Source organism: Actinomadura sp. NBRC 104425, from assembly GCF_030269545.1.
Classification (GTDB): domain Bacteria; phylum Actinomycetota; class Actinomycetes; order Streptosporangiales; family Streptosporangiaceae; genus Spirillospora; species Spirillospora keratinilytica.
In genome coordinates, this window is the sequence record NZ_BSTN01000020.1 from 78173 (window position 1) to 99410 (window position 21238).

At 73.7% G+C, this 21238-nt stretch carries 16 protein-coding genes and 3 CRISPR repeat arrays (1 of these 19 only partly in view); of the genes, 6 read left to right on the plus strand and 10 right to left on the minus strand.

Annotated elements, in window-relative coordinates:
- Positions 1-250: 250 nt before the first annotated feature.
- The 9 genes from QSK22_RS25135 to QSK22_RS25175 all read right to left on the minus strand — a co-directional run bounded on the left by QSK22_RS25135 (position 251) and on the right by QSK22_RS25175 (position 10940).
- Entirely contained in the window at positions 251-742 is a 492-nt protein-coding gene (locus tag QSK22_RS25135; protein ID WP_285496825.1) for a single-stranded DNA-binding protein, read from the minus strand.
- A 109-nt stretch (positions 743-851) separates the two neighbouring features.
- On the minus strand, positions 852-1022 hold the full coding sequence (locus tag QSK22_RS25140) for a hypothetical protein (RefSeq protein ID WP_285496826.1): 171 nt from the start codon (positions 1020-1022) through the stop codon (positions 852-854).
- A 317-nt stretch (positions 1023-1339) separates the two neighbouring features.
- The gene (locus QSK22_RS25145) at positions 1340-1840 is read right to left on the minus strand and encodes a hypothetical protein (protein ID WP_285496827.1); all 501 of its coding nucleotides are present in this window, start codon (positions 1838-1840) and stop codon (positions 1340-1342) included.
- 141 nt (positions 1841-1981) lie between these two features.
- Positions 1982-3010, minus strand: a complete 1029-nt coding sequence (locus tag QSK22_RS25150; RefSeq protein WP_285496828.1) for a DUF932 domain-containing protein — start codon at positions 3008-3010, stop codon at positions 1982-1984.
- A 90-nt stretch (positions 3011-3100) separates the two neighbouring features.
- Positions 3101-3703 (minus strand): hypothetical protein, encoded by a 603-nt coding sequence (locus QSK22_RS25155; RefSeq protein WP_285496829.1) that lies wholly within the window; start codon positions 3701-3703, stop codon positions 3101-3103.
- 75 nt (positions 3704-3778) lie between these two features.
- The gene (locus tag QSK22_RS25160) at positions 3779-4828 is read right to left on the minus strand and encodes a DUF4192 domain-containing protein (RefSeq protein ID WP_285496830.1); all 1050 of its coding nucleotides are present in this window, start codon (positions 4826-4828) and stop codon (positions 3779-3781) included.
- 291 nt (positions 4829-5119) lie between these two features.
- Positions 5120-5574: direct repeats of the CRISPR family, unit length 28 nt; unit sequence GTCGGCCCCGCGCACGCGGGGATGGTCC.
- Between the two features lie 387 nt (positions 5575-5961).
- Positions 5962-6174, minus strand: coding sequence for a hypothetical protein (locus QSK22_RS25165; protein ID WP_285496831.1), 213 nt, complete (start codon positions 6172-6174; stop codon positions 5962-5964).
- On the minus strand, positions 6174-6896 hold the full coding sequence (locus tag QSK22_RS25170) for a hypothetical protein (RefSeq protein ID WP_285496832.1): 723 nt from the start codon (positions 6894-6896) through the stop codon (positions 6174-6176). Before QSK22_RS25170 ends, QSK22_RS25165 begins: the two co-directional genes overlap by 1 nt.
- 54 nt (positions 6897-6950) lie before the next feature.
- Positions 6951-7649: direct repeats of the CRISPR family, unit length 28 nt; unit sequence GTCGGCCCCGCGCACGCGGGGATGGTCC.
- A gap of 57 nt (positions 7650-7706) precedes the next feature.
- Positions 7707-10940: a heavy metal translocating P-type ATPase gene (locus QSK22_RS25175; RefSeq protein WP_285496834.1), complete on the minus strand. Its 3234-nt coding sequence runs from the start codon at positions 10938-10940 to the stop codon at positions 7707-7709.
- Positions 10941-11192: 252 nt separating this feature from the next.
- Here QSK22_RS25175 and QSK22_RS25180 point away from each other — a divergent pair, with 252 nt between their 5' ends.
- The 3 genes from QSK22_RS25180 (at position 11193) to QSK22_RS25190 (ending at position 15854) form a co-directional block, all read left to right on the plus strand.
- A complete protein-coding gene (locus tag QSK22_RS25180) occupies positions 11193-11390 on the plus strand; it encodes a heavy-metal-associated domain-containing protein (RefSeq protein WP_285496835.1) in 198 nt (65 codons plus the stop codon).
- 95 nt (positions 11391-11485) lie between these two features.
- Positions 11486-12559 carry a flavin-containing monooxygenase gene (locus tag QSK22_RS25185; protein ID WP_285496836.1) on the plus strand — a complete coding sequence of 358 codons (1074 nt, stop codon included), beginning with the start codon at positions 11486-11488 and terminating at the stop codon, positions 12557-12559.
- 253 nt (positions 12560-12812) lie between these two features.
- Positions 12813-15854: an AfsR/SARP family transcriptional regulator gene (locus tag QSK22_RS25190; protein WP_285496837.1), complete on the plus strand. Its 3042-nt coding sequence runs from the start codon at positions 12813-12815 to the stop codon at positions 15852-15854.
- 6 nt (positions 15855-15860) lie between these two features.
- Here QSK22_RS25190 and QSK22_RS25195 read toward each other — a convergent pair whose 3' ends face one another.
- Positions 15861-16100, minus strand: coding sequence for a heavy-metal-associated domain-containing protein (locus QSK22_RS25195; RefSeq protein WP_285496838.1), 240 nt, complete (start codon positions 16098-16100; stop codon positions 15861-15863).
- A gap of 185 nt (positions 16101-16285) precedes the next feature.
- Between QSK22_RS25195 and QSK22_RS25200 the strand changes: the two genes are divergently transcribed.
- The 3 genes from QSK22_RS25200 (at position 16286) to QSK22_RS25210 (ending at position 20604) form a co-directional block, all read left to right on the plus strand.
- Positions 16286-17074, plus strand: a complete 789-nt coding sequence (locus QSK22_RS25200) for an ABC transporter ATP-binding protein (RefSeq protein WP_285496839.1) — start codon at positions 16286-16288, stop codon at positions 17072-17074.
- 5 nt (positions 17075-17079) lie between these two features.
- Positions 17080-19611 (plus strand): ABC transporter permease, encoded by a 2532-nt coding sequence (locus QSK22_RS25205; protein ID WP_285496853.1) that lies wholly within the window; start codon positions 17080-17082, stop codon positions 19609-19611.
- A gap of 702 nt (positions 19612-20313) precedes the next feature.
- The gene (locus tag QSK22_RS25210; protein WP_285496840.1) at positions 20314-20604 is read left to right on the plus strand and encodes a hypothetical protein; all 291 of its coding nucleotides are present in this window, start codon (positions 20314-20316) and stop codon (positions 20602-20604) included.
- Positions 20605-20807: 203 nt separating this feature from the next.
- A CRISPR array of direct repeats spans positions 20808-21238; the repeat unit is 28 nt; unit sequence GTCGGCCCCGCGCACGCGGGGATGGTCC; it runs 143 nt beyond the window's last position.

Here is a 21238-nt window from a genome sequence, read left to right on the forward strand (position 1 = left end):
CAAGGCCACCGTGCGCCAGTGCTCCAGCGGATCCGCGTCGGGTCGGCCGGTGTCGGCAGGACAGTCGACATGGGGCTCGGTACCGGTGTCGTGGTGGGCGGGGTCGGTGCCAGTTGGTCACGGTCGTGGTCTCCCGGGCATGAGACGGCGCTGCGGCCCGCACGGGACGGGCCACAGCGCACAGAGAGGGTGGGGGCGTGGCGTGGATCGGCACAGTCGTGCCGACCGGGATGCGGTTGCGGCCGGTGGTCTAGAACGGCGGTTCGTCGTCGGTGCCGGCGCTCGAAGACGACGCCCACGGGTCTTCGGCGGGCGTCCGGGGAGCATCGGCCGTGCCCGCCGCGTCGCCGAAGCTGCCGGTGGTGGTGTGGCGTTGGATCCTGGTCACCTTGGCAATGGCGTTGCGCAGGGACGGGCCGACGTCGAGGACATCGATCTCGTACACGGTGCGGGGAGTGCCGTCCTTGGCCTCGTAGGACCGCTGCCGCAGACGGCCGTGCACGATCACTCGATCGCCCCTCGCCAGGCCCGACTCGATCAGGTTCTCGCCGGTCTGACGCCACGCCGAGCAGGTGATGAACAGCGAATCGCCGTCCCGCCACTCGCCCGTCTGGCGGTCGAACAGGCGGGAGGTCGAGGCCACCCGGAAGGTGGCGATGGCCTGCCCGGTGGGCGTGAACCTCAACGCGGGCTCCTGCACCAGGTTGCCCACCAGGGTGATCTCGGTGTCTCCAATGGCCATGGCTGATCCCTCCGACAGGTACAGGTCGCCAGAGACGACAGCGACGAAAGAAGGAAGAGCCCGCCCTCGAAGGGGCGGGCCCGTGGAGCAGACGCGGTGGGCATGTTGCTCACTGCGCCGCATCGCGGATCGCAGGGGCGAGGGCGGGCTCGTACGGCGCCAGGACGTCGGTGCGCACCATGACGATGCGGCGCTGCTTCACCAGGCGGAGCACGGCGACCTCGCCGATGTTCATGCGGGTGGTGGTGTAGAGGTACTGGCCGACGGTTCCCTTCTCCACCCGGCGCAGCGGACGCCGATGGCGGGACCGGGGACCGAAGTTCGGACAGGTGGCGACCACGCGCAGCAGCTGCCCGGGAACGAAGGTGGTCCGCGCTCCAGAGGTCCGTCGATGCGGTGACGAAGCGGGACGTGGAGGGGGCGGTGTGGGGCGGCCGGAAGCGGCCGAGCCGTGGGCTCCCCTGAACAGCCGCGCGCGCCGATCGTCCATAGGCCGTCGCCGCGGTGGCAGGGTGCCCCGGGACGGGTTGCCGGTGCGGTGCGGGGCAGGGCTGCGGTCGCCACGAACTCGAGCGGTGCTCGTCGTGTTCGCGGAGGTCATGCGACTCCCCCTGAGCCGGATGTCGATGCTCCGGGCTTCCATGAGCGATCGAAGGCCGGCTCGGCGATCAGCCTGTCGGCGGCCTCGTCGACACGGCGTTCGGCGTCGTCCGGCAACGCGTCGTGGTCGCCGTGCCGGATCCTGTCCCGGCGGTCGAGCTCGGACAGCAGCTCGTCCAGCCGCGCGGCGCGGTCGGTTTCGCTCATGGCCGGGGCGAACGGGCGCAGCTCGGCCAGCGCCTGGTCCTGCCGCAGCTCGTCCTCCCGGCACAGGTCGGCGATGTGCCGGACGTGCCTGCGGGCGGCGGTGAGGCGGGCGCGGGCCAGCGCGTCCTCGTCGAGACGCCAGGCGGTGACGGTGCGGACCAGTGGAGCGGCTTCGACGCCGTACTCCAGGAACTCCGCGACCGTCTCCAGCGCGGCGGCCTCGTCGCGGACGGGGACGATCGTGGTCTCCCCGTCACGGGTGACACGGACAGCAAACTCGGTAGCGGTCATCGGGTCGTCTCCGAGAGATGTCGAGAAGGACAGGCGGCGGCCCCGTCGAGACCAGGAAGCGAAGGCGAGGTGCCGACGGGGCCGCGTGCGCCGTGCGGTGCGGCCCGGAGAGCATCCGGGCCGCACCGCACGGGACGACGGTCAGCGGGTGAACACGCCGTCCAGAACGCGGTCCAGGAGGGTGAGGGTGTCGCGGTCGAGCTGATCGAACTCGCCGGTGACGGCGCGCAGCATGTTGCGCTCGGCCCGGTGCGCGCCGCGGACGGACTGCTCGTGATGGGTGTAGGTGTTGACCGCCGCGACCACCCCGTAGGCGGTTCCGCGCCAGGGGCTGACCCGCGGATCGTGCCGCCAGAGGGCGGTCAGCGCCTCGCGGCGGCGTTCGGCCAGGGTCCGGCTGCGGCCCTGCTCGGGCGGCACCGGAACGAGCTCGGCCAGGAACCGGTCCCACTGACGGTCGGTGACCTCGATCCGGCACAGGGCCCTGACCTGGGCGGCGAAGTCTTCGGCGACCCGGTGCACGATGCCCAGCGCCTCCCGCGCCTTGGTGATCCGCCCCAGGGAGTTCGACGAGTGCTTGATCTTGATCTGCCAGGCGCCGGACTCGTTCAGCGCCGCCGACAGGGTGTTGTCGCAGACCACCACGGTCGCGCCGCGCCGATAGGTCGTCCTGAGAGACCCGTCCAGCGAGGAGGCCGCCAGCAGGAACGGCCGGAAGTCCACCCCCTCGTCGGTGGTGCACGTCTCGGGCACCTCGACCTGCACCCAGGCGATTGCGCCGCCGCGCAGCAGGCCGGCCGACCCGATCGCCAGATCGTCGTCCAGCAGGGTCGCCACGTTGTCGACCAGCCACTGGGCGTAGTCGTGGATCTGGTAGCCCTGCTTGAAGACGCCCAGGATGGCGCCGGTGTCGGGCCGGATGATGGCCTTGCGCGCGGGGTCGGTGACCCGGGTGACCCCGTCCTCGGTGATGAAGGCGCTCTCCACGGTGCCCTCGACCGGCTGCCAGCCGAACAGGCGGCGGATCACGTCCCTCACCGGAATCGGGCCGGGATAGTGGTTGGGCTCCCCGCCCTGCTCGCTGGCGCGGTAATGCCAGGCGTGCCCGCGCTGGTCGGTGAACCCGATCAGCGTGTTCTGGTTCAGCCACTGCAGGCTTTCCCGTGACATCCGGATCCCTTCCTTTCGGTGGACATGGAAAAGCCCGCCGCCTGGGGAGACGGCGGCGGGAGGACCAAGAAGCCGATCAGCTGCGACGGTTCACGGCGAACCTTCGCCGTCACCCCATCCGCCGCTGAGAGCGTCCAAGAAGGCGGTGTCGCTGGGCAGTTCGGCCAGTGACCAGCCGGTGACCAGCGCGACGGGGTAGTAGGTGGACGACGCGACCCACTGCGGGCTGTCGGCGGCCCGGTGGGCGAACCGTCCCTTGCCGTGCGGGGTGGTCTGGAGACCGCGGTAGACCTCGAACGTCTCGGCGTCCAGGTCGATCACGTATCCCCACTCGGCGTACAGCGAGTCCAGCGGGAAGTCGCCGACGTCCTCGATAACCCCCACCTCGAGCATCAGGTGGGGCCGGCCTTCGGTCCGGCGCAGCAGCATGTGCCAGTCGTCCAGCCGACCGGTGGCCGCACCAGGGCCGAGATACCTGGTCAGGCGGGCGATGTCGGCCGGGGTCGGCTCGCTGTCGGGGTCCACCACGCGCAGCGCGCGGGCGCGCTCGCGCAGGGCGTCGATGCTGTCACTGGCGGCTCGCAGCCAGCTGAGGACCTCGAGGCCGAGCCCTTGGGGATAGCTGTCCCACTGGTTGTAGGCGGTCTTCTCGGTGGCGTCGACGACGAAGGTGATGAACCCTCTGGTTCCCACCAGCCCTCCTTTCCGCGTAGTGAGTCGACGTAGTGGTGAGGGCCGCCGCGACCTGCGAGGTTCACGGCGGCCGGGTCAGTTGGCGGGGCGGTTGTCGGTGGCGGCGTACATGTCGGCCAGCTCCTCCGGTGTCATCCGGAGGCGGACCGCGTCCGGGGAGACGCCAGCGGCCAGCACGTCGCGCAGCAGAGCGGCCATGGAATAGCCGGGGTCGGCGGCGCGCGCACGATCCAGGGCGACGTTGGCCAACGCGCCGTCCCCGCTGATGTAGGCCGCGTACGCCAGCAGGCTGGCCGGTGCGGCCGCGTACGGCTCCTCGACCCGGCGCAGCACGTCCCGCCAGAAGTCCACGTGGCGCAGCAGCACCGACCTGTCATCGTCGTCGATGCGGATCCACGCCTCGTCTCGCACCCGCAGGCAGGTCAGCAGGACGCCGAGCCGGGCGACCTCCGAGTCGCTCGGCGCCGGCCCCTGGGCGCGCACTCGTTCGGCCAGCTCGGTCACCAGCGGGATCCCCTCGGTGATCATGCGGTGGCGGGTCTCGGCAGGGGCACTGCGGGACGCGCGCAGATACCGCTGCTCCCAGACGGCGGTGGCCTGCCGCACGGCCTGGCGGGCAGGGCCGGTCACCGCGGCGACCGACGCGGCCAGCGCGGCCCGGTCGGGAAAGGCCGCCAGGCCGCGGGTGACGGCGTCCACCGCCGCAGCGCTGGTCGACGGGTCATAGGGGCGGCCCTCGGGCGGGCAGCATCCGCCGGTGCAGGTGAGGGACCACCACCGTCCCTCGTGCACGCGAAACGCGTCGATGACCTCCACACCGCAGGCGGACACCAGTCCGGTGACCGCCGTGGCGACCGGAACGACGCGTTCGCTGGGCCCGTACCCGACCAGCAGCGCCCGGGCGATCCGGTTACGTTGCGCAAGGCGGGCCAAGTGCTCGGCCACCGCATCGACGGTGTCCTCGTCGCTCGCGGCGGGCAGGTCGACGCGGTATGCCACGGTGCGCTGAAAGCCCGTTCCGACCATCACCAGGTCTTCGGAGGGGACGAAACCGAGGAGGTAGGGCACCAGGGCGATGGCGTCCGCGGCCGTCCGCACGACGATGGGTGTCGAGGACAGGGGCATCTTCCACGCTCCTTCGCTCAACGGGGGCGAAATGAAAGCGCCCCGTCCCTGCAGGAACGGGGCGCGTCGATGAACTGGCCGACTCAAGGTTCGTCGTGTCAGCCTCTCCCTCCAGTCGTCTGATCCAGATGCACGGTCACGACGGCGACCGCGGTAGGCGGCGTACGTGACCGGATGGCCCATCTGCTGCGGCGTCCAGATCGGACCACCTCGGCCTCGCCGCCACTGAGTTGCTATTTCCAACCGAATGAAAAACCGGCTTCGCCGTCATAGACTTGCAGGTCAGCAAGTGTCGGCCCCGCGCACGCGGGGATGGTCCCCACGGCCTGCCCGACGAGCTGGGCGCCAGAGTGTCGGCCCCGCGCACGCGGGGATGGTCCGCCTTACCGAGACTGATGGTCTTAACGATTTTCGTCGGCCCCGCGCACGCGGGGATGGTCCCCAGGTCATCCCTGGTGAGCACATCGCCCGTGATGTCGGCCCCGCACACGCGGGGATGGTCCCCTGATCGTGAACTCGGGCGAGGCGGCCACCCAGTCGGCCCCGCGCACGCGGGGATGGTCCCTGCTGGCGTTCGTCCGGCGGACGCTCGGCGCCGTCGGCCCCTCGCACGCGGGGATGGTCCCGTGCTCGGCGCGACGTGCGCGCTCGGTGCGGGTCGGCCCCGCGCACGCGGGGATGGTCCTCGTGGCAGTCCCGTGCGCTGTGGGCGCTGATGGTCGACCCCGCGCACGCGGAGACGGTTACCGCAGCGGTGGGAGTTGACCGTTGGTTGGCCCTTCTACGGTCGGCAAGAGGCCTGAGGGCTCTGCGTGATCGTCGCGACCACGGTCACGTGCACGTCCTCCTTATCTGCGCTGTCGGGAGAGGGTGGCTTCCTCTCCCGGTTCGGCGGAAGCCCGCCTCGCCGGGGCGGCGAACCGCAACCCCCCGCGGGTTGCGGTTCGCGCCACGGTGAGGCAAGCTGCGCCGCCGGGTTGAGAGAGGAAGCCACCCTCCTCGCAGGCAGCCGAGACCAGGATCTGGACGGCGAGTTGCTCTCTAGGCAGCTCACCGTCGAGCAGCACCGTGTCGGCGGGCAGTTTGTCGACCGTTGCCGCACAGTGGGTTCCGGATGCGATGTGATGAGTCGGCTACGCGGAACGGCGTTCTTCCAGCGCCCACTTGCGGCGCCACTTGGCGGCGATGGCCGCGTTCTCCTCGGGGGTGCCGTTGAGCTCTTCGTCCACGACGGCGTCGGCGCGCAAGTCCGCGTAACGCGGATCGTCCGGGGTGATCTCGGAGGCGCCGCATCCGGCGTCGTGCGGCAGCAGCAACCGTCCGCCCTTGAGCACCGCCTGCGCCATCACACCTCCAGCCCGAAGTGCCTCACATAGTACCTGGCGACGATTTCGGCGACCGGCTCGTGGCCGCTCAGAGTCCGGATGAGCCTGGGGAACTGCCCGGTGATGACCAGCGCCCAGGCCTCCGCCCACCACTCCAGCGGATCGAGCCAGCGGTCCACGATCAGCAGCGGCCGGCAGCGAAACATGATCGTCTCCCACTCGGCGGACTCGGCCGCTCGGCGACGGCGCTCCATGACGTGGCCGATCTCATGATCGACAAGGGAGGCGCTCACATGGTCGCCGGTGCCGACGGCCATGGTGCGGGTTTCCCAGTCGGTCACGCCCGGCACCTGGTCCCACGTCGTGCTCGTCCCCGGACGGACGGGCTGCCCGGCGAGGCGACCGAAATGGTCCAGTCCTGGGACAGGGCCGATCCCGACCCACAGCCCACCGGTGAGCGCCTCGGCGACCTGCGAGGCGATCGGGCCGGGCAGTGCCGCGAGCCGATCGATCGCCGCGATCACCTCGTCGGGTGGATTGCCGCGGGCCGGATCCCACTGCCGGCGCACGACCCGCTCCAAAACCCCGAGGTGACGACGCCCGTCCCTGGGCAGCAGGTCGACGTCGGCAGGGTGCGGGTCACACCAGTACGGCTCATGGGGCGTGTCCATCGCCGCCTCATGCTGCCAGAACTGCGACGCGGTGGTACCTGCGAGGCTGCCGCCCCGGCCGAGGGTTGGCAAATCCAACTAAATGAAAACTGAGCTTCGCCGATATAGACTCCCAGGTCAGCAAGTGTCGGCCCCGCGCACGCGGGGATGGTCCGGTCCCTCTCGCCAACGTGTGGGCCGACAGCGAGTCGGCCCCGCGCACGCGGGGATGGTCCGTCGGTGCGCCGGTACGTCGATGAGCTGGTGAAGTCGGCCCCGCGCACGCGGGGATGGTCCGACCGTCGACATGAGCGTGTTCGTCGCGCCGTAGTCGGCCCCGCGCACGCGGGGATGGTCCCTGTACCGGCAGGGCCGGGTAGCGTGGCGTGACGTCGGCCCCGCGCACGCGGGGATGGTCCCATCCAGACCGGCGTCGCATGCTGGGTGCCGATGTCGGCCCCGCGCACGCGGGGATGGTCCCGTGTGCTGGATCGTCTCGGTCTCACGCCTGAGGTCGGCCCCGCGCACGCGGGGATGGTCCTCGAGCTGACGGACTCGCTCAGGAGGGACGGCTGTCGGCCCCGCGCACGCGGGGATGGTCCCCGGACCGGCGGCCGCAGACGTCACCAGCGTCGGTCGGCCCCGCGCACGCGGGGATGGTCCTGGCCGCGCTACTGGTACCAGGTCCAGGAGTACGTCGGCCCCGCGCACGCGGGGATGGTCCCGAGTACATGGACTACATGAACCACCACTACCCGTCGGCCCCGCGCACGCGGGGATGATCCGCGGGTCGAACGCCGCTGGGCCGGGCTGGCCGAGTCGGCCCCGCGCACGCGGGGATGGTTTCCGGTCGAGTTGACCCACCGTGACGCACGCGGTCGTCGTGCGTCACGGTGGGGGCGGTCAGGCGGCCTCGCGGGCCTGCACGGTGAAGGTGCTGGTGAGGATGCGGCCGTCGGCGGTGCGGAACTGGCCCCACAGGCGGTACAGGCCGGGGCGGGGAAGGTCCGCGTGCAGGTCGAGCTCGGGGCCGAAGGACTGGCCGGGGAGGGCGAACACCGGGCGGCCCTGCTCGTCCTCCGCCTCGGCGTGCTCGTGGGCGAAGCCGTCGCCGTGCACCGGCTTGATGACCACGTGACCGGCGGCGGCCAGGTAGGGGCGCAGGTCGCGGATCGGGGCGCCGGTCGCCGCGTCGGCGAAGCGGTAGGTGAAGCGGTTGTCGCCGGTCCGGGCGTCGCCGTCGAGGGTGATGCGGACGCCGCCGATGACCTGCTCGCGCGAGGACACGGCCGCCTTCTCCCGCGGGGCGCGGGCCGGGTCGCCGACCGTGACGTGCCGGGTTTCGACGACGTCGGTCATCTCGCCCTTGCGGCGGAACTCGGTGTGGACGGTGTAGGCGCCCTCGGTGGGGAACGTCGCCGCCACGGTGAACTCGCCGGGACGGCCGCCGGGTTCGGGGTGGATGTGGGCGAAGGTGCCCAGGTCGTCGCGGGTGATGATGACGTGCATCCACGCCTGGTGGCTGCGCCCGACGTCCTCGACCGGACGGCCGGTCGCGGCGTCGCTGACGCGGATGCGCAGGTCGGCCGGACGCCCGGGAGCGGTGCCGGCGGGCACGTCCAAGTCCACCTTGAGCCCGGCGTCGTCGGCGTGGACGGGCTCGCTCTCGGTGGTCATCATCGTGCTCATGGCCGGACGCATCGGCATGCCGGTGTCCTGCACCCAGCCCAGCACGCCGTTCATACCGCGCTGGGCGGTGTCGGTGCGGCTCAGCGCGGTGAGCCCGGTGCCGAGGGCCACCGCCAGGACGGCCACGCCGGTCAGGTAGGCGTAATCGGCGAGCGCGCCGCGCAGCCGCGGACGCAGGGCCCGCGCGGTCTCGGGACGGCGCAAGCCGCGCAGCCGCAGCGCGTTGGTGATGACGCTGACCGAGCTCATGGCCATCGCGGCGGCGGCCAGCGACGGGTTCAGCAGGACGCCGCCGAACGGGTACAGCGCGCCCGCCGCGACCGGGATCAGCAGCACGTTGTACCCGAACGCCCAGCCCAGCCCCTGCTTGATCGTCCGGACGGTGCGCCGGGACAGCGCGATCGCCGCCACGATGCCGCGCAGGTCGCCGCCGACCAGGGTGATGTCGGAGGCGGCGATCGCCACGTCGGTGCCGGTGCCGATGGCGATGCCGACATCGGCGGTGGCCAGCGCCGGGGCGTCGTTGATGCCGTCGCCGACCATGGCCACCACCGCGCCGCCCTCGCGCAGCGCGGCGATCCGGGCGGCCTTGTCCTCGGGCCGCACGTCGGCGATGACCTGCTCGATGCCGACCTGCCGCGCGACCACCTCGGCGGTCACCCGGTTGTCGCCGGTCAGCATCCGCACGTCCAGCCCGAGGGCGCGCATCTGCTCGACGGCGTCGCGGGCGCCGGGCTTGATGGTGTCGGCCACGCCGATCACCCCGGCGAGCCGCCCGTCGAGGGCCACGTACATCGGGGTGCCGCCGCCTGCGGCGACCCGGTCGGCCACCGGGGTCAGCGCGGTGACGTCCACGTCGTGGCGGCGCATGAGCGCGGCGTTTCCGACGGCGACGGCGACCCCGGCGACGCGGGCCTCGACGCCGTGCCCGGGAACCGCCTGGAAGAACTCGGCCGCCGGCAGGTCCAGGCCGCGGGCGTGCGCGACGACGGCCTCACCGAGGGGATGCTCGGAGCCGGTCTCGGCCGCGGCGGCGTAGGCGAGCAGCCGGCCGGCGTCCGTCCCGTCGGCCGGTTCGACCACGGTGACCTCGGGACGGCCGGTGGTGATGGTGCCGGTCTTGTCGAGCACGACGGTGGTGAGCCGGCGGGCCTGCTCCAGGGCGTCGCCGCCGGAGATCAGGACGCCCAGTTCGGCGGCCTTCCCGGTGCCCACCATGATCGCGGTGGGGGTGGCCAGCCCCAGGGCGCACGGGCAGGCGATGATCAGCACCGCGATGGCGGTGCCGATGCCCAGCGTGAGCCGTCCCTGCTCCGGGCCGAACAGCGCCCAGGCCGCGAAGGTCAGCGCGGCGGCGGCGATGACGGCCGGGACGAACCAGGCCGAGATGGTGTCGACCAGCCGCTGCATCGGGGCCTTGGAGCCCTGCGCGTCGGCCACCAGCCGGACGATCTGCGCCAGGGTGGTGTCCTGGCCGACCGCGGTGGTCCGCATCACCAGTGAGCCGGTCCGGTTGATGGTGGACCCGATCAGCACGTCCCCGGCGCCCTTGGCCACCGGCATGCTCTCGCCGGTCAGCATGCTCTCGTCCAGCGTGGAGGAGCCCTCGGTCACCACGCCGTCGACCGGCACCTTCTCACCGGGGCGGATCCGCACCAGGTCGCCCACGGCCACGTCCTCGACCGGCACCTCGGCCTCGGCGCCGCCGCGCAGCACCCGGGCGGTCCGGGGCTGCAGGCCCAGCAGGGTCCTGATGGCCGTGGCGGTGCGCCGCTTGGCGCGCGCCTCCATCCACCGCCCGGTGAGGACGAGGGCGATGACCACCACGGAGATCTCGAAGTACACGTGCAGCGGCAGGCCCCACCTCTCGGCCTGGGCCGGCCAGAGGGTGACGAACGCGCTGTAGGCGTAGGCGACGGTGGTGCCCAGCGCGACGAGCGTGTTCATGTTCACCGCGCCGTGCCGGGCCGCCGCCCACGCCGAGCGGTAGAAGGGCCGCCCCGCCCCGAACTGCACGACGGTGGCGACGACCAGCAGCAGCGGCATCAGCCAGTCCATCGCGTCGATGGGCAGCGGCAGGTACATCAGCGCCATCATCGACAGCCCGACCGCCAGCGTGACCTGCCAGGTCCGCTTCAGGACGGCCAGTTCGCGGGCGCCCTCCTCCTCTCCGGCCTGGTCGTCCTCGGCGTGCGGGGAGGGCGGCTGCTGTTCGGCCCTCCGCCGGACGGTCGCCGTGTAGCCGGCCCTGCCCACCGCAGCGGTCAGTTCCTCGACGGTGACGCGTCCGGGGTCGTAGGTCACCGTGGCGACCTCGGTCGCCAGGTTCACCTCCGCCGTCTCGACGCCGTCCACGCGCGTCAGCGCCTTCTCCACCCGGCGCACGCATGACGCGCACGTCATGCCGCCGATGTCGAACGCACACGAGATCGCCGTCGTCGTGCTCATCGCCGTTCTCCTCATCGCAGGCGGCCCGCGACGCGCGAGCCGATGGCGACGACGGTCGCGGCGCCCCCTGTCCGCCCGCTGCCCACTGGCTGTCCGGGCGTCGGGCCCGGGGCGTGGACGGCCGACAGGAGGCGGACAGCGCCGCCGTGCAGGCTGCCTCGCATCCCGCCGGAGAGCCGCTCCCCGGCACCGGCAAGACCCTTCAGCCGTGCCGGTCCGCCCAGGGCCGTCTGAGAACACGCGGAGAAAGCCATGAACGAGCTCGTACTGTCCGTCCCCGGCATCAGCTGCGGCCACTGCGTCAACGCCATCACCGCCGAGGTCGGCGCGGTCCCCGGCGTCACCGCCGTCCAGGTGGACCTGGCCTGTCAGACCGTGCGGGTCACCGGCGAGGCCGACGAGGCGGCGGTCCGCCGGGCCGTCCGCGAGGCCGGCTACGACGCCGTCTGACCCCTGCGACGCAGACCCACGGATTCTGACGGACGGGCCGGGCGGACCACGGTCGCCTGGCCCTCCCCGCCCGCGTACCCCCAAGGAGCCGAACCGTGAACGCCCCCCTCGACACACTGATCATCGGCGGCGGCCAGGCCGGTCTGGCGCTGGGCCACTACCTGCGCCGCGCCGGCCTGGACTTCGCCATCGTCGACGCCCACCCCCGGGTGGGCGAGTCGTGGCGGCGGCGCTGGGACTCCCTGACGCTGTTCACCCCCCGCCGCTACGACGCCCTGCCCGGCCTGCCCTTCCCCGGCGACCCGGACGGGCACCCCGGCAAGGACGAGGTCGCCGACTACCTGGAGCGGTACGCGGCGCACTTCGACCTGCCGATGCACCTGAACTCCCGCGTCGAGGCCGTGCACCCGGGCCCGGACGGCGGGTTCGAGGTCCAGACCTCCGCCGCGTCCTACACCGCCGCCCGGGTCGTGATCGCCAGCGGCGCCTTCCACACCCCCCGCGTCCCCGGCTTCGCCGCCGACCTGGCCGAGGACGTCGTCCAACTCCACAGCACCGGCTACCGCAACCCGGCGCAGCTTCCCGACGGGAACGTGGCGGTGGTCGGCGGCGGCAACACCGGCGTGCAGATCGCCGGCGAACTCGCCGACCACGGCCGCCGGGTCGCGCTGTCGGCCGCCGCGCTCGGTTCGGCCCTGCCGCAGCGCCTGCTCGGCCGGGACGTGTTCTGGTGGTTCTCCCGTCTGGGCACGATGCGGCTGAGCGGCGACAGCCTGCTGGGACGCCGTCTCAAGGCGCAGAACACCATCATCGGCACCGACCTGAAGCACCTTCTCGGCCGGGTCACCCGGTTGGACCGCGCCGTCGGCGCCGACAACCGCGAACTCGTCCTGGCCGATGGCGCCCGCCACCGCGTCGACGCGGTGGTGTGGGCGACCGGGTTCCGCCCGCACTACCCCTGGCTGCACGTGCCGGTCCTGGACGAGTCCGGCGCCCCGGTCCACGAGGGCGGCGTGACGGCCTGGCCGGGCCTGTACTTCCTCGGCCTTCCCTGGCAGCGCACCCGCGGCTCCGCCGTCCTCGGCTGGGTCGCCCGCGACGCCAAGACCATCGCCGACCTGCTCCTTTCGACGCCCGCCGCGCGATCGGCCCGGCCCGCCCCGGCCTGACGCGCACGCGCTCGCGGCCCGGCCCGTCCTCGGCCGGGCCGTCCTGCTTGACCGGCCCCGCCGCGCGGGGCGCGGCGCGGTTCGGCGGGCTCGGGCGGATCCTGGAGCATCCGGCTTTTCCGCCCCATCCGCGCAGGTGACACGGTTGGGCGTGCCCTAGCATGGCCTGCACACTCGGCCGGTCGGCATCGGGTGACGGTGGCGAGAACGAGGAACGGCATGCGACGGACGTCCCGCCCGAACTGGATGCGGTATGGCTGAGGCGACCTTCGGGGTGCTCGGCCCGGTCGAGGTCCGGGTGTCCGGCGGGCCCGCTGTCCGCCTGCCGCCGTCGGTGCGGGCGCTGCTGGCCCGGCTGGCGCTGGCCCCCGGCCGGGTGGTGTCGGTCGAGCAGCTGGTCGACGCGCTGTGGGGGGAGGACCTTCCGGCGGACGCCGCCAACGCCCTGCAGATCCGGGTGTCCAAGCTGCGCCGGGCCCTGGCGGGCGCCGGGGCGGACGGCGAGGTGCTCGTCACCCGGGCGCCCGGCTACCGGCTGGCGGTCGCCGCCGACTCCGTCGACGCCCACCGGTTCGAGCAGCTGGCGGGCCGGGCCCGCACCCAGGCGGCGGCCGACGAGACCGCCGCCTCGGTCGCCTCCTACGAGCAGGCGCTGGCACTGTGGCGCGGCCCCGCGCTGGCCGACGCCGGGGACACCGAGTGGGCCCGCGCCGAACGCACCCGCCTGGAGGAGCTGCGGCTCGGCGCCGTGGAGGACCGCCTGGAACTGCTGCTGCGGCTCGGCCGCCACCACGAGGCCGTCGCCGACCTGGAACGGCTCGTCGCGGCCCATCCGCTGCGCGAGCGCCCGCACCGGCTGCTGATGCTCGCCCTGTACCGGGCCGGACGCCAGGCGGACGCTCTGGACGTCCACCGCGCCCTGCGCGACCGGCTGCTGGAGGACCTCGGCATCGACCCGTCCCCGGACCTGCAGGCCCTGGCGGAGGCCATCCTCCGCCAGCAGGTCCCCCCTGCCGGCCGGCACCCCGCCGCCCAGGGCGGTCCCCGGCCGCCGTCCGGCGCCGTGACGCCCGCGCCGGGCGCGGGGGCGTCCGCCGCGCCCGCGCCGGGCCCGGGCCGGCCCGCCGCCCGTCCGGCCGAGGCGGCCGGCGGGGGCGCGGACGCGGCACGGCACGACGTGGCGCTGCCCCGGCGGCTGTCGTCCCTCGTCGGGCGGCAGGACGACATCGCCACCGTGCTGCACCACCTCCGGCAGGCGAGCCTGGTGACGCTGACCGGTCCGGGCGGGGTGGGCAAGACCACCCTGGCGCTGGAGGCCGCCCGCCGGGCGGACGCGGAACTGGCCGCCCGGGTGCATCTGGTCCGGCTGGCCGCGCTCCCGCCCGGTGCGGACGTCACGGCGCACTTCGCCGCCGAGCTCGGGGCGACCGGGGAGACGGACGCGATATCGGCCGAGGCCATCGCCGAGCACCTGGCGGGCGCGCGGACCGTGCTCGTGGTGGACAACTGCGAGCACGTCGTCGACAGCGCCGCGGCCCTGGTCGAGCGGCTCATCCAAAGCTGCCCCGACCTGCGGGTGCTGGCCACCAGCCGGGAGGCGCTGGCCGTCCCCGGGGAGCTGCAGATCGCGGTCAGCCCGCTCGCCGTCCCCGACGAGGCCGCGGACCCCCAGACCATCGCCGAGGCCGCCGCCGTGCGGCTGTTCCTCGACCGCGCCCGGGCCGTGAACCCCTCCTTCACCATGGACGACGCCACCGCGGCGGTGGTGGGCTCCATCTGCCGGGAACTGGACGGCATGCCGCTGGCCATCGAGCTGGCCGCCGCCCGGGTGAAGGCGCTGCCGCCCGCGCAGATCGCCGCCCGGCTGCGGGACCGGTTCTCACTGCTGACCGGCGGCCCGCGCACCAGCGAGGCCCGCCACCGCACGCTGCGCGCCGTGCTCGACTGGAGTCACGAGCTGCTGACCGGGCCCGAACGCGGGCTGCTGCGGCGGCTGGCGGTCTTCCGGGGCGGCTGGACGCTGCCGGCGGCCGAGGCGGTCTGCGGGTTCGCCGACATCGGGCCGGAGGAGGTGGCCGACCTGCTGTTCCGGCTGATCGACCGGTCACTGGTGGTCCCCGACCCGGCCGCCGGACGGTTCCGGCTGCTGGCGACCGTCCACCAGTACGCGGCGGCCAGGCTCGCCGAGGCGGGCGAGACCGACGCCGTCCTGCGACGGCACCTGGACCACTACACCCGGCTGGCGGAGGAGCACTCCCCCCGCGTCCGCTTCGACGGCGACGCCTGGACGCTGCTGAAGGAGGAGCACGACAACCTCCGCGCGGCGATGGACCACGCGCTGCAGGGCGCGGAGGACGACCCCGGCCCCGCCCTGCGGCTGGCCTGCGCGCTCATCGGGTTCTGGAACTACGGGGCGCGTCACGAGGGAGTCCGCGCGCTGACCGCCCTGGTGGACGCCGGCAAGGGCACGACCGCCGCCCGGGCCTTGGCCCTGCAGGGCATCGGCCTGCTCCACGTCTACTACCCCACCCCCCGGTCGCGCGCCGCCGCCCGGGAGAGCCTCGCCCTGTTCGAGGAACTCGGGGACGACAAGAACGCGGCCGTCTCGCGCCTGGTGATCGCCTGGGAGGGCCAGTACCGGGGGGACGCCGAGCGGCAGCACGCCATGATCGAGCACAGCCGCGCCGTCCTCGGCGACGACGACCGCGGCTGGTGGCGGGCGATCACCCACTATGTGGAGGCCCTGCTGTACCTGCGGCTGGGCCGGTTCGCCGAGTCGGCCGCACAGTGGCGGCGCTGCCATGACCTGATGCTGGCGGCCGGCGACCACTTCATGGGCGGCGCGATCCTGGCCCACCTGGGCGTGGCGCTGCGGCAGACCGGCCGGCGGGAGGAGGCCCTGGCCGTGCTGGAGGAGTCCGTCGAGGACGCACGCGCCCGGTGGTCCCCGCACGGCCTGGCGTTCGCCCTCGTCCACCTCGCCCACACCCGCCTGGACCTGCACGAGACGGAGGCGGCGATCCCGCTGCTCGCCGAGGCCGTCGAGGTCGCCCGCAGCGTCCGCAACCCCCGCTGCCAGGCATGGGCCGCCTGGGGCCGCGCCCGCATCGCCATGGCCGGCGGCCGCCCCGAGACCGCCGCCGACGAGTGCCGCACCGCCCTGAAGCTGCTGGAGGACCGCGAGTTCCCCTGGGCCCGCGCACAGCTGTGGACGCTGATGGCCGAGACCGCCGAGGCCACCGGCCGCCCCGACGAGGCCGAGCACGCCCGCACCATGGCCGCCGCCGCCCGCTAGCCTCCGCTAGCGCCGCACGTCGCCGCATCGGTGGCGGGAGAAACCCGCGGAGCGCAGCGCTTCCAGCAGCGCCGCCGGGGCCGCGTCCCCCCACACGTGCAAAAGGCCCAGGGCGGCGTCGACCCGCAGCGACACGACGCCCGGGACGTCGCTGACCCGGCGGCTGACGAGGCGCACGCAGCGTCGGCACAACCCCCGCGGTATGACGATCTCCTGCTCTGCGGGTTGCCGGTGCTCCTCTGCCATGAGGTCGAGCCTGGCCGAGCGGGCTGGCGGGGCGCTGTCCGCACGCTGTCCGGCCTGCCCGTCCTGCCCGGCGGGCGGCCCGGGTCCGGCCAGCGGGCGGCCAGGGAGCGGACAGGGCCGTGGGCGAGGCTCCACGTCGACGCGAACGCCGCGTCTGCGCTTCCCCCGAACCGAAGGAGCCTCTCGTGACCGCAACCCTCACGGACGCACCGGCCCCGGCGCGGCCGACCGTCGCCGCGCAGGCCCGCGATGTCGTCAAGGTCTACGGGCGCGGCGACACCGCCGTCCGGGCCCTGGACGGCGCCACCGTCTCGATCGACGCCGGCCGGTTCACCGCCGTCATGGGGCCGTCCGGATCCGGCAAGTCGACCCTGATGCACGTCATGGCGGGGCTGGACACCGCCGACTCCGGGCAGGTGCTGCTGGGCGGCACCGACCTGACCCGGCTGGACGAGCGGCGGCGGACGCTGCTGCGCCGCGAGCGGGTCGGGTTCGTCTTCCAGAGCTTCAACCTGGTGCCCACCCTGACCGCGGCGGAGAACATCGCGCTGCCGCTGACGCTGGCGGGGCGCCGCGCCGACCGGGAGTGGACCGACGAACTGGTCGCCACCCTGGGGCTGGCGAAGCGGCTGCGGCACCGTCCGGCCGAGCTGTCCGGCGGGCAGCAGCAGCGGGTGGCGGTGGCCCGGGCGCTGATCACCCGGCCGGAGATCGTCTTCGCCGACGAGCCCACCGGCAACCTCGACTCCCGCACCGGGGAGGCGCTGCTGGAGTTCCTCGGCCACGCCGCCCGCGACCTGGGCCAGACGATCGTCATGGTGACCCACGACCCCGGGGCCGCCGCCCACGCCGACCGGGTGCTCTTCCTCGCCGACGGGCGTCCGGCGGGGGAGCTCGCCGAGCCGACCGCGGCGGCCGTCCTGTCCCGCATGGCGCGCCTGGACGCGCCCGCCGACACCCCGAAGGCGAAGTGATCACGATGTGGCGGCTGATCCTCCGCAACACCCTGGCCCGCCGGGGCAGGCTGGCGCTGACCATGCTGTCGGTCGTCCTGGGCGTCACCTTCGCCACCGGCAGCCTGGTCCTCACCGACACCTCCCGCAAGCTGCTGGACGACCAGTTCCGCACCGCGACGGCGGGCGTGGACCTGACCGTGCGGCGCACGGCGGCCTTCGACTCGGCGATGGGCGTCGAGGTGGAGCGCGACCCCCTGCCGGCCACGGCCACCGACCGGATCCGGGCCGTGCCCGGCGTGGCCGAGGCCCGTCCGATGGCCGGCGGCCAGGGGCTGATCATCGCCGGTGGCAAGGCCGCCGTCCCGTCCGGTCGGTCCCTGCTCTCGTCCTGGGCGCCCGAACCCTTCGGCGCCTTCACACTGCGCGCCGGTTCCGCGCCGGACGCCACAGACGAGGTCGTCATCGACGCCGCCACCGCCGAGCGGTACCGCATCGCCATCGGCGACACCGTCACCGTGCAGGCCGAACGCAGCATGGACCTGAGGGTCGTCGGCCTGGCCGGCTTCGGTGACGAGCCTGGAATGCCCAACGCCACGGTCGCCCTCGTCGCCCTGCCCACCGCCCAGTTCCTGCTCGACCTGGGCGAGTCCGTCTCGCAGGTGGCCGTCGTCGCCGACGACGGCGTCACCGACGAGCAGCTGCGGGACCGCGTCGCCGCCGCCCTCGGCGCCGGACATGAGGTGACCACCGGCCGGGACCTGGCGGCGGCCGGTGCGGACGCGGCCAAGGACCAGGTGGCCTACCTGCAGGTGATGCTGCTGGCCCTGGCGGCGGCGGCCCTGCTGGTCGGCGCGTTCCTCATCGCCAACACCTTCTCGATCGTGGTCGCCCAGCGGGTGCGGGAACTGGCCGTGGTGCGCGCCGTCGGGGCGACCGGACGGCAAATCCTGGCCTCCGTGCTCGGCGAGGCGCTGCTGGTCGGCGTCACCGCGTCGCTGGCGGGGATCGCGCTGGGCGTGGCCCTGGCGGGCCGGCTGCGCGACCTGGCCGGGGCCTTCGGCGTCGTCCTGTCGGACGGCGGCATGGTGGTGGCGCCCCGCACCGTGCTGGCGGCGCTGGCCGTCGGCGTGCTGGTCACAGTGGTCTCCGCGGTGGGCCCGGCCCGCCGGGCGGCCCGGGTGGCGCCGGTCGAGGCGATGCGGCACTCCTCCTCGCCCGCCGCAGGGGGACGGCTGCGCACCGCCGCCGGGTTGATCGTGACCGTGCCGAGCGGGCTGGCCGTGGTACTCGTCCTGACCGGACGCGGCTCGATCGCGATGCTGGGGGCGGGCGCGTCCGGCGCCATCGTGGGGCTCACCCTGCTCGGCCCGGTGCTGGCGCCCCGGCTGGCCCGTGTCATCGGCCGTCCGCTCGGCGCGTTCGGCGTGCCGGGACGGCTGGCGCGCCGGTCGGCGGCCCGCGCCCCGCGCCGCACCGCCGCGACCGTGCTGTCGCTGGCCCTCGGCCTGGCGTTGATCGGCTTCATGACAGTGGTCGCCGCGTCCGCCAAGGACTCGCTGCGACGGTCCTACACCGAGGTGATCACCGCCGACTACGTGGTGGAGAGCGCCCGGGGCGAGATGCTCGGCGGCCTGCCCCCGGCCGTCCACCACCACCTGGCCGAACTCCCTGAGGTGGCGGTGGCGTCCCGGCTGCGCTACGGCCACTGGAAGGACGGCGCCGCCACCGCCGCACTCACCGCCGTCGACCCGGTGACGCTGCCGCGGGTCACCAGGCTGAAGCTGGTCTCCGGCAGCCTGGACGCTCTGAACGGCGGGGGCATCATCCTCACCGAGAAAGCCGCCCGCAGCCACGGCCTGCGCGTCGGCGACCGGATCACGATGACCTTTCCCCGCACCGGCGTCCAGCACCTGCCGGTGGTCGGGCTGATGCGCGACCGCGACGCCCAGGCCCTGTCCACCGACTACGTGATCTCGCTGGACACCTTCGCCCGCCACTTCGCCGAGGACGTCGACGCCAGCGTCTTCCTCAGGCTCGCGGGCGGCGTCACCGAGGCCGACGCCCGCAAGGCCCTGCAGACCGCGCTGGCCGGTTTCCCGACCGCGGACCTGCGTGACCAGGCCGCCGCCGTGGAGGGACGCACCAAGACCCTCGACCAGGTTCTCGGCCTGGTGACCGTCCTGCTGATGTTCACCATCGCCATCGCCCTGCTCGGCATCACCAACACCCTGGCGCTGTCCGTCCTCGAACGCACCCGGGAGATCGGCCTGCTGCGCGCGGTCGGCATGACCCGCGCCCAGCTGCGTCACATGATCCGCGGCGAGGCCGTCCTGATCGCGGCCCTGGCCGTGACGCTGGGCCTGTCCCTGGGCATCGCCTTCGGCGCCGCCACGGTCGCCGTACTGGCCCCCGGCGGCGGCATCCCCCTGGTCCTGCCCGTCGGCCGGCTTGCGCTGGTCGTCGCCGTGGCCACCGTCGCCGGCCTGGCGGCGGGCCTCCTCCCGGCCCGCCGCGCCGCCCGCCAGGACGTGCTGGAGGCGATCGCCGCTCCCTGACCACGTCCCCGGACACCGCTGAGCCCGGGCCGCCCCCGGCCCGGGCTCAGGCACGCCCGGCCGACGCGGAACAGCCTGGTGGAGTGGGACGCGCGGGGTCTATGCCGGTCTTGTTGACGGGAGACCTTCAGCGAGCAGCACGTGGACCGGGAGGCGATGCGCACCGTCTCGGACCAGCCGTCCCACAAGGTCTGCACCGGCGTGCCGCAAGGGCTCGCCCTGGCAGTGGCTCTACCTGTGGCCGGCATGCGTCCCGCCAGGCGGCCTGTCCCGGATGCCCGGCCGACGCCCCGGGGTCACCCCGCACTTTGCCTGGGGCTCCATGGCGGCGCTCGACAACGACACCCTGGCCTAGCTGACCGTCCGCGAAGGCGAAGACGGCCGGTACTGGGAGATCGGCGTTATCGGTCATGGCCCGCGCGCTGCCGCCCTCGCCGACGACGTCGCCACCCGGCATCGACGAGTGGGACGGGCCGGCCGCGCCACATGCCGAGAGCGCAGACAACGTCACCGACCAGTCGTGAACGACACGGGCGAGCACGACAAGGCCAGCCCGTCCAACCCGCCTGCGGCCCCCGGCGGCGACCGCCGCCCCGGCTGCGTCACGGGCCGCCAGAGCCCGGGAAGGGAAACAGCACCTTCTGGCAGGACCAGCCCTCGATACCTTCGGTGTGTCCGCTCCCTGCCGGAGGTGACGTCCTCGTGCCCGACAGCCTCATCTCGGCGGTGCCCCGGCACCTGTTCGTTCCGGACATCGCCCTGGTGGGCGCGGTCGTGGACGACCCGGACTCCTGGATCGACCGGACCGCCGACCCCGACCGGTGGTGGCAGGCCGTCAACGACGACCGAGCGATCGTCACCCAGCTCGACGACGGCGCCGTCGACATGGCCGCCAAAAGCGACGCCGACCCCGCCGCGACAGCCACATGCGGGCGGATTGCCGCGGGCCGGTTCCCCTGCCTGCGCACGACCCGCTCCAGAACCCCGAGGTGACGACGCCCGTCCCTGGGCAGCAGATCGACGTCGGCAGGGTGCGGGTCGCACCAGTACGGCTCACGGGGCGTGTCCATCGCCGCCTCATGCTGCCAGAACTTCTACACGGTGGTACCTGCGAGGCTGCCGCCCCCGTCGAGGGTTTGCAAATCCAACTAAATAAAAACTGGGCCGCGTTGGCATAGACTCCCAGGTCAGCAAGTGTCGGCCCCGCGCACGCGGGGATGGTCCAGTGGCGGGCCGGTGGGTCATCGACGCCACCTCGTCGGCCCCGCGCACGCGGGGATGGTCCCGTCACCCACACGGGCAGAGCGGGTGGGACCTGGTCGGCCCCGCGCACGCGGGGATGGTCCCGGCTGCGCGGCCGAGGTCCGGCAGCTGCTCGCGTCGGCCCCGCGCACGCGGGGATGGTCCATTGTTGACGCCGCTGCCCGCCGGGTACGAGGAGTCGGCCCCGCGCACGCGGGGATGGTCCCCACGCTGGCCACATGACCCAATCCCTGGCGTCGTCGGCCCCGCGCACGCGGGGATGGTCCTCGGATGGTGGCCATCAGGCGTCTCCGTTCTTGGTCGGCCCCGCGCACGCGGGGATGGTCCGTTCGACATCCTCACCATCCGCACCCTCGACACGTCG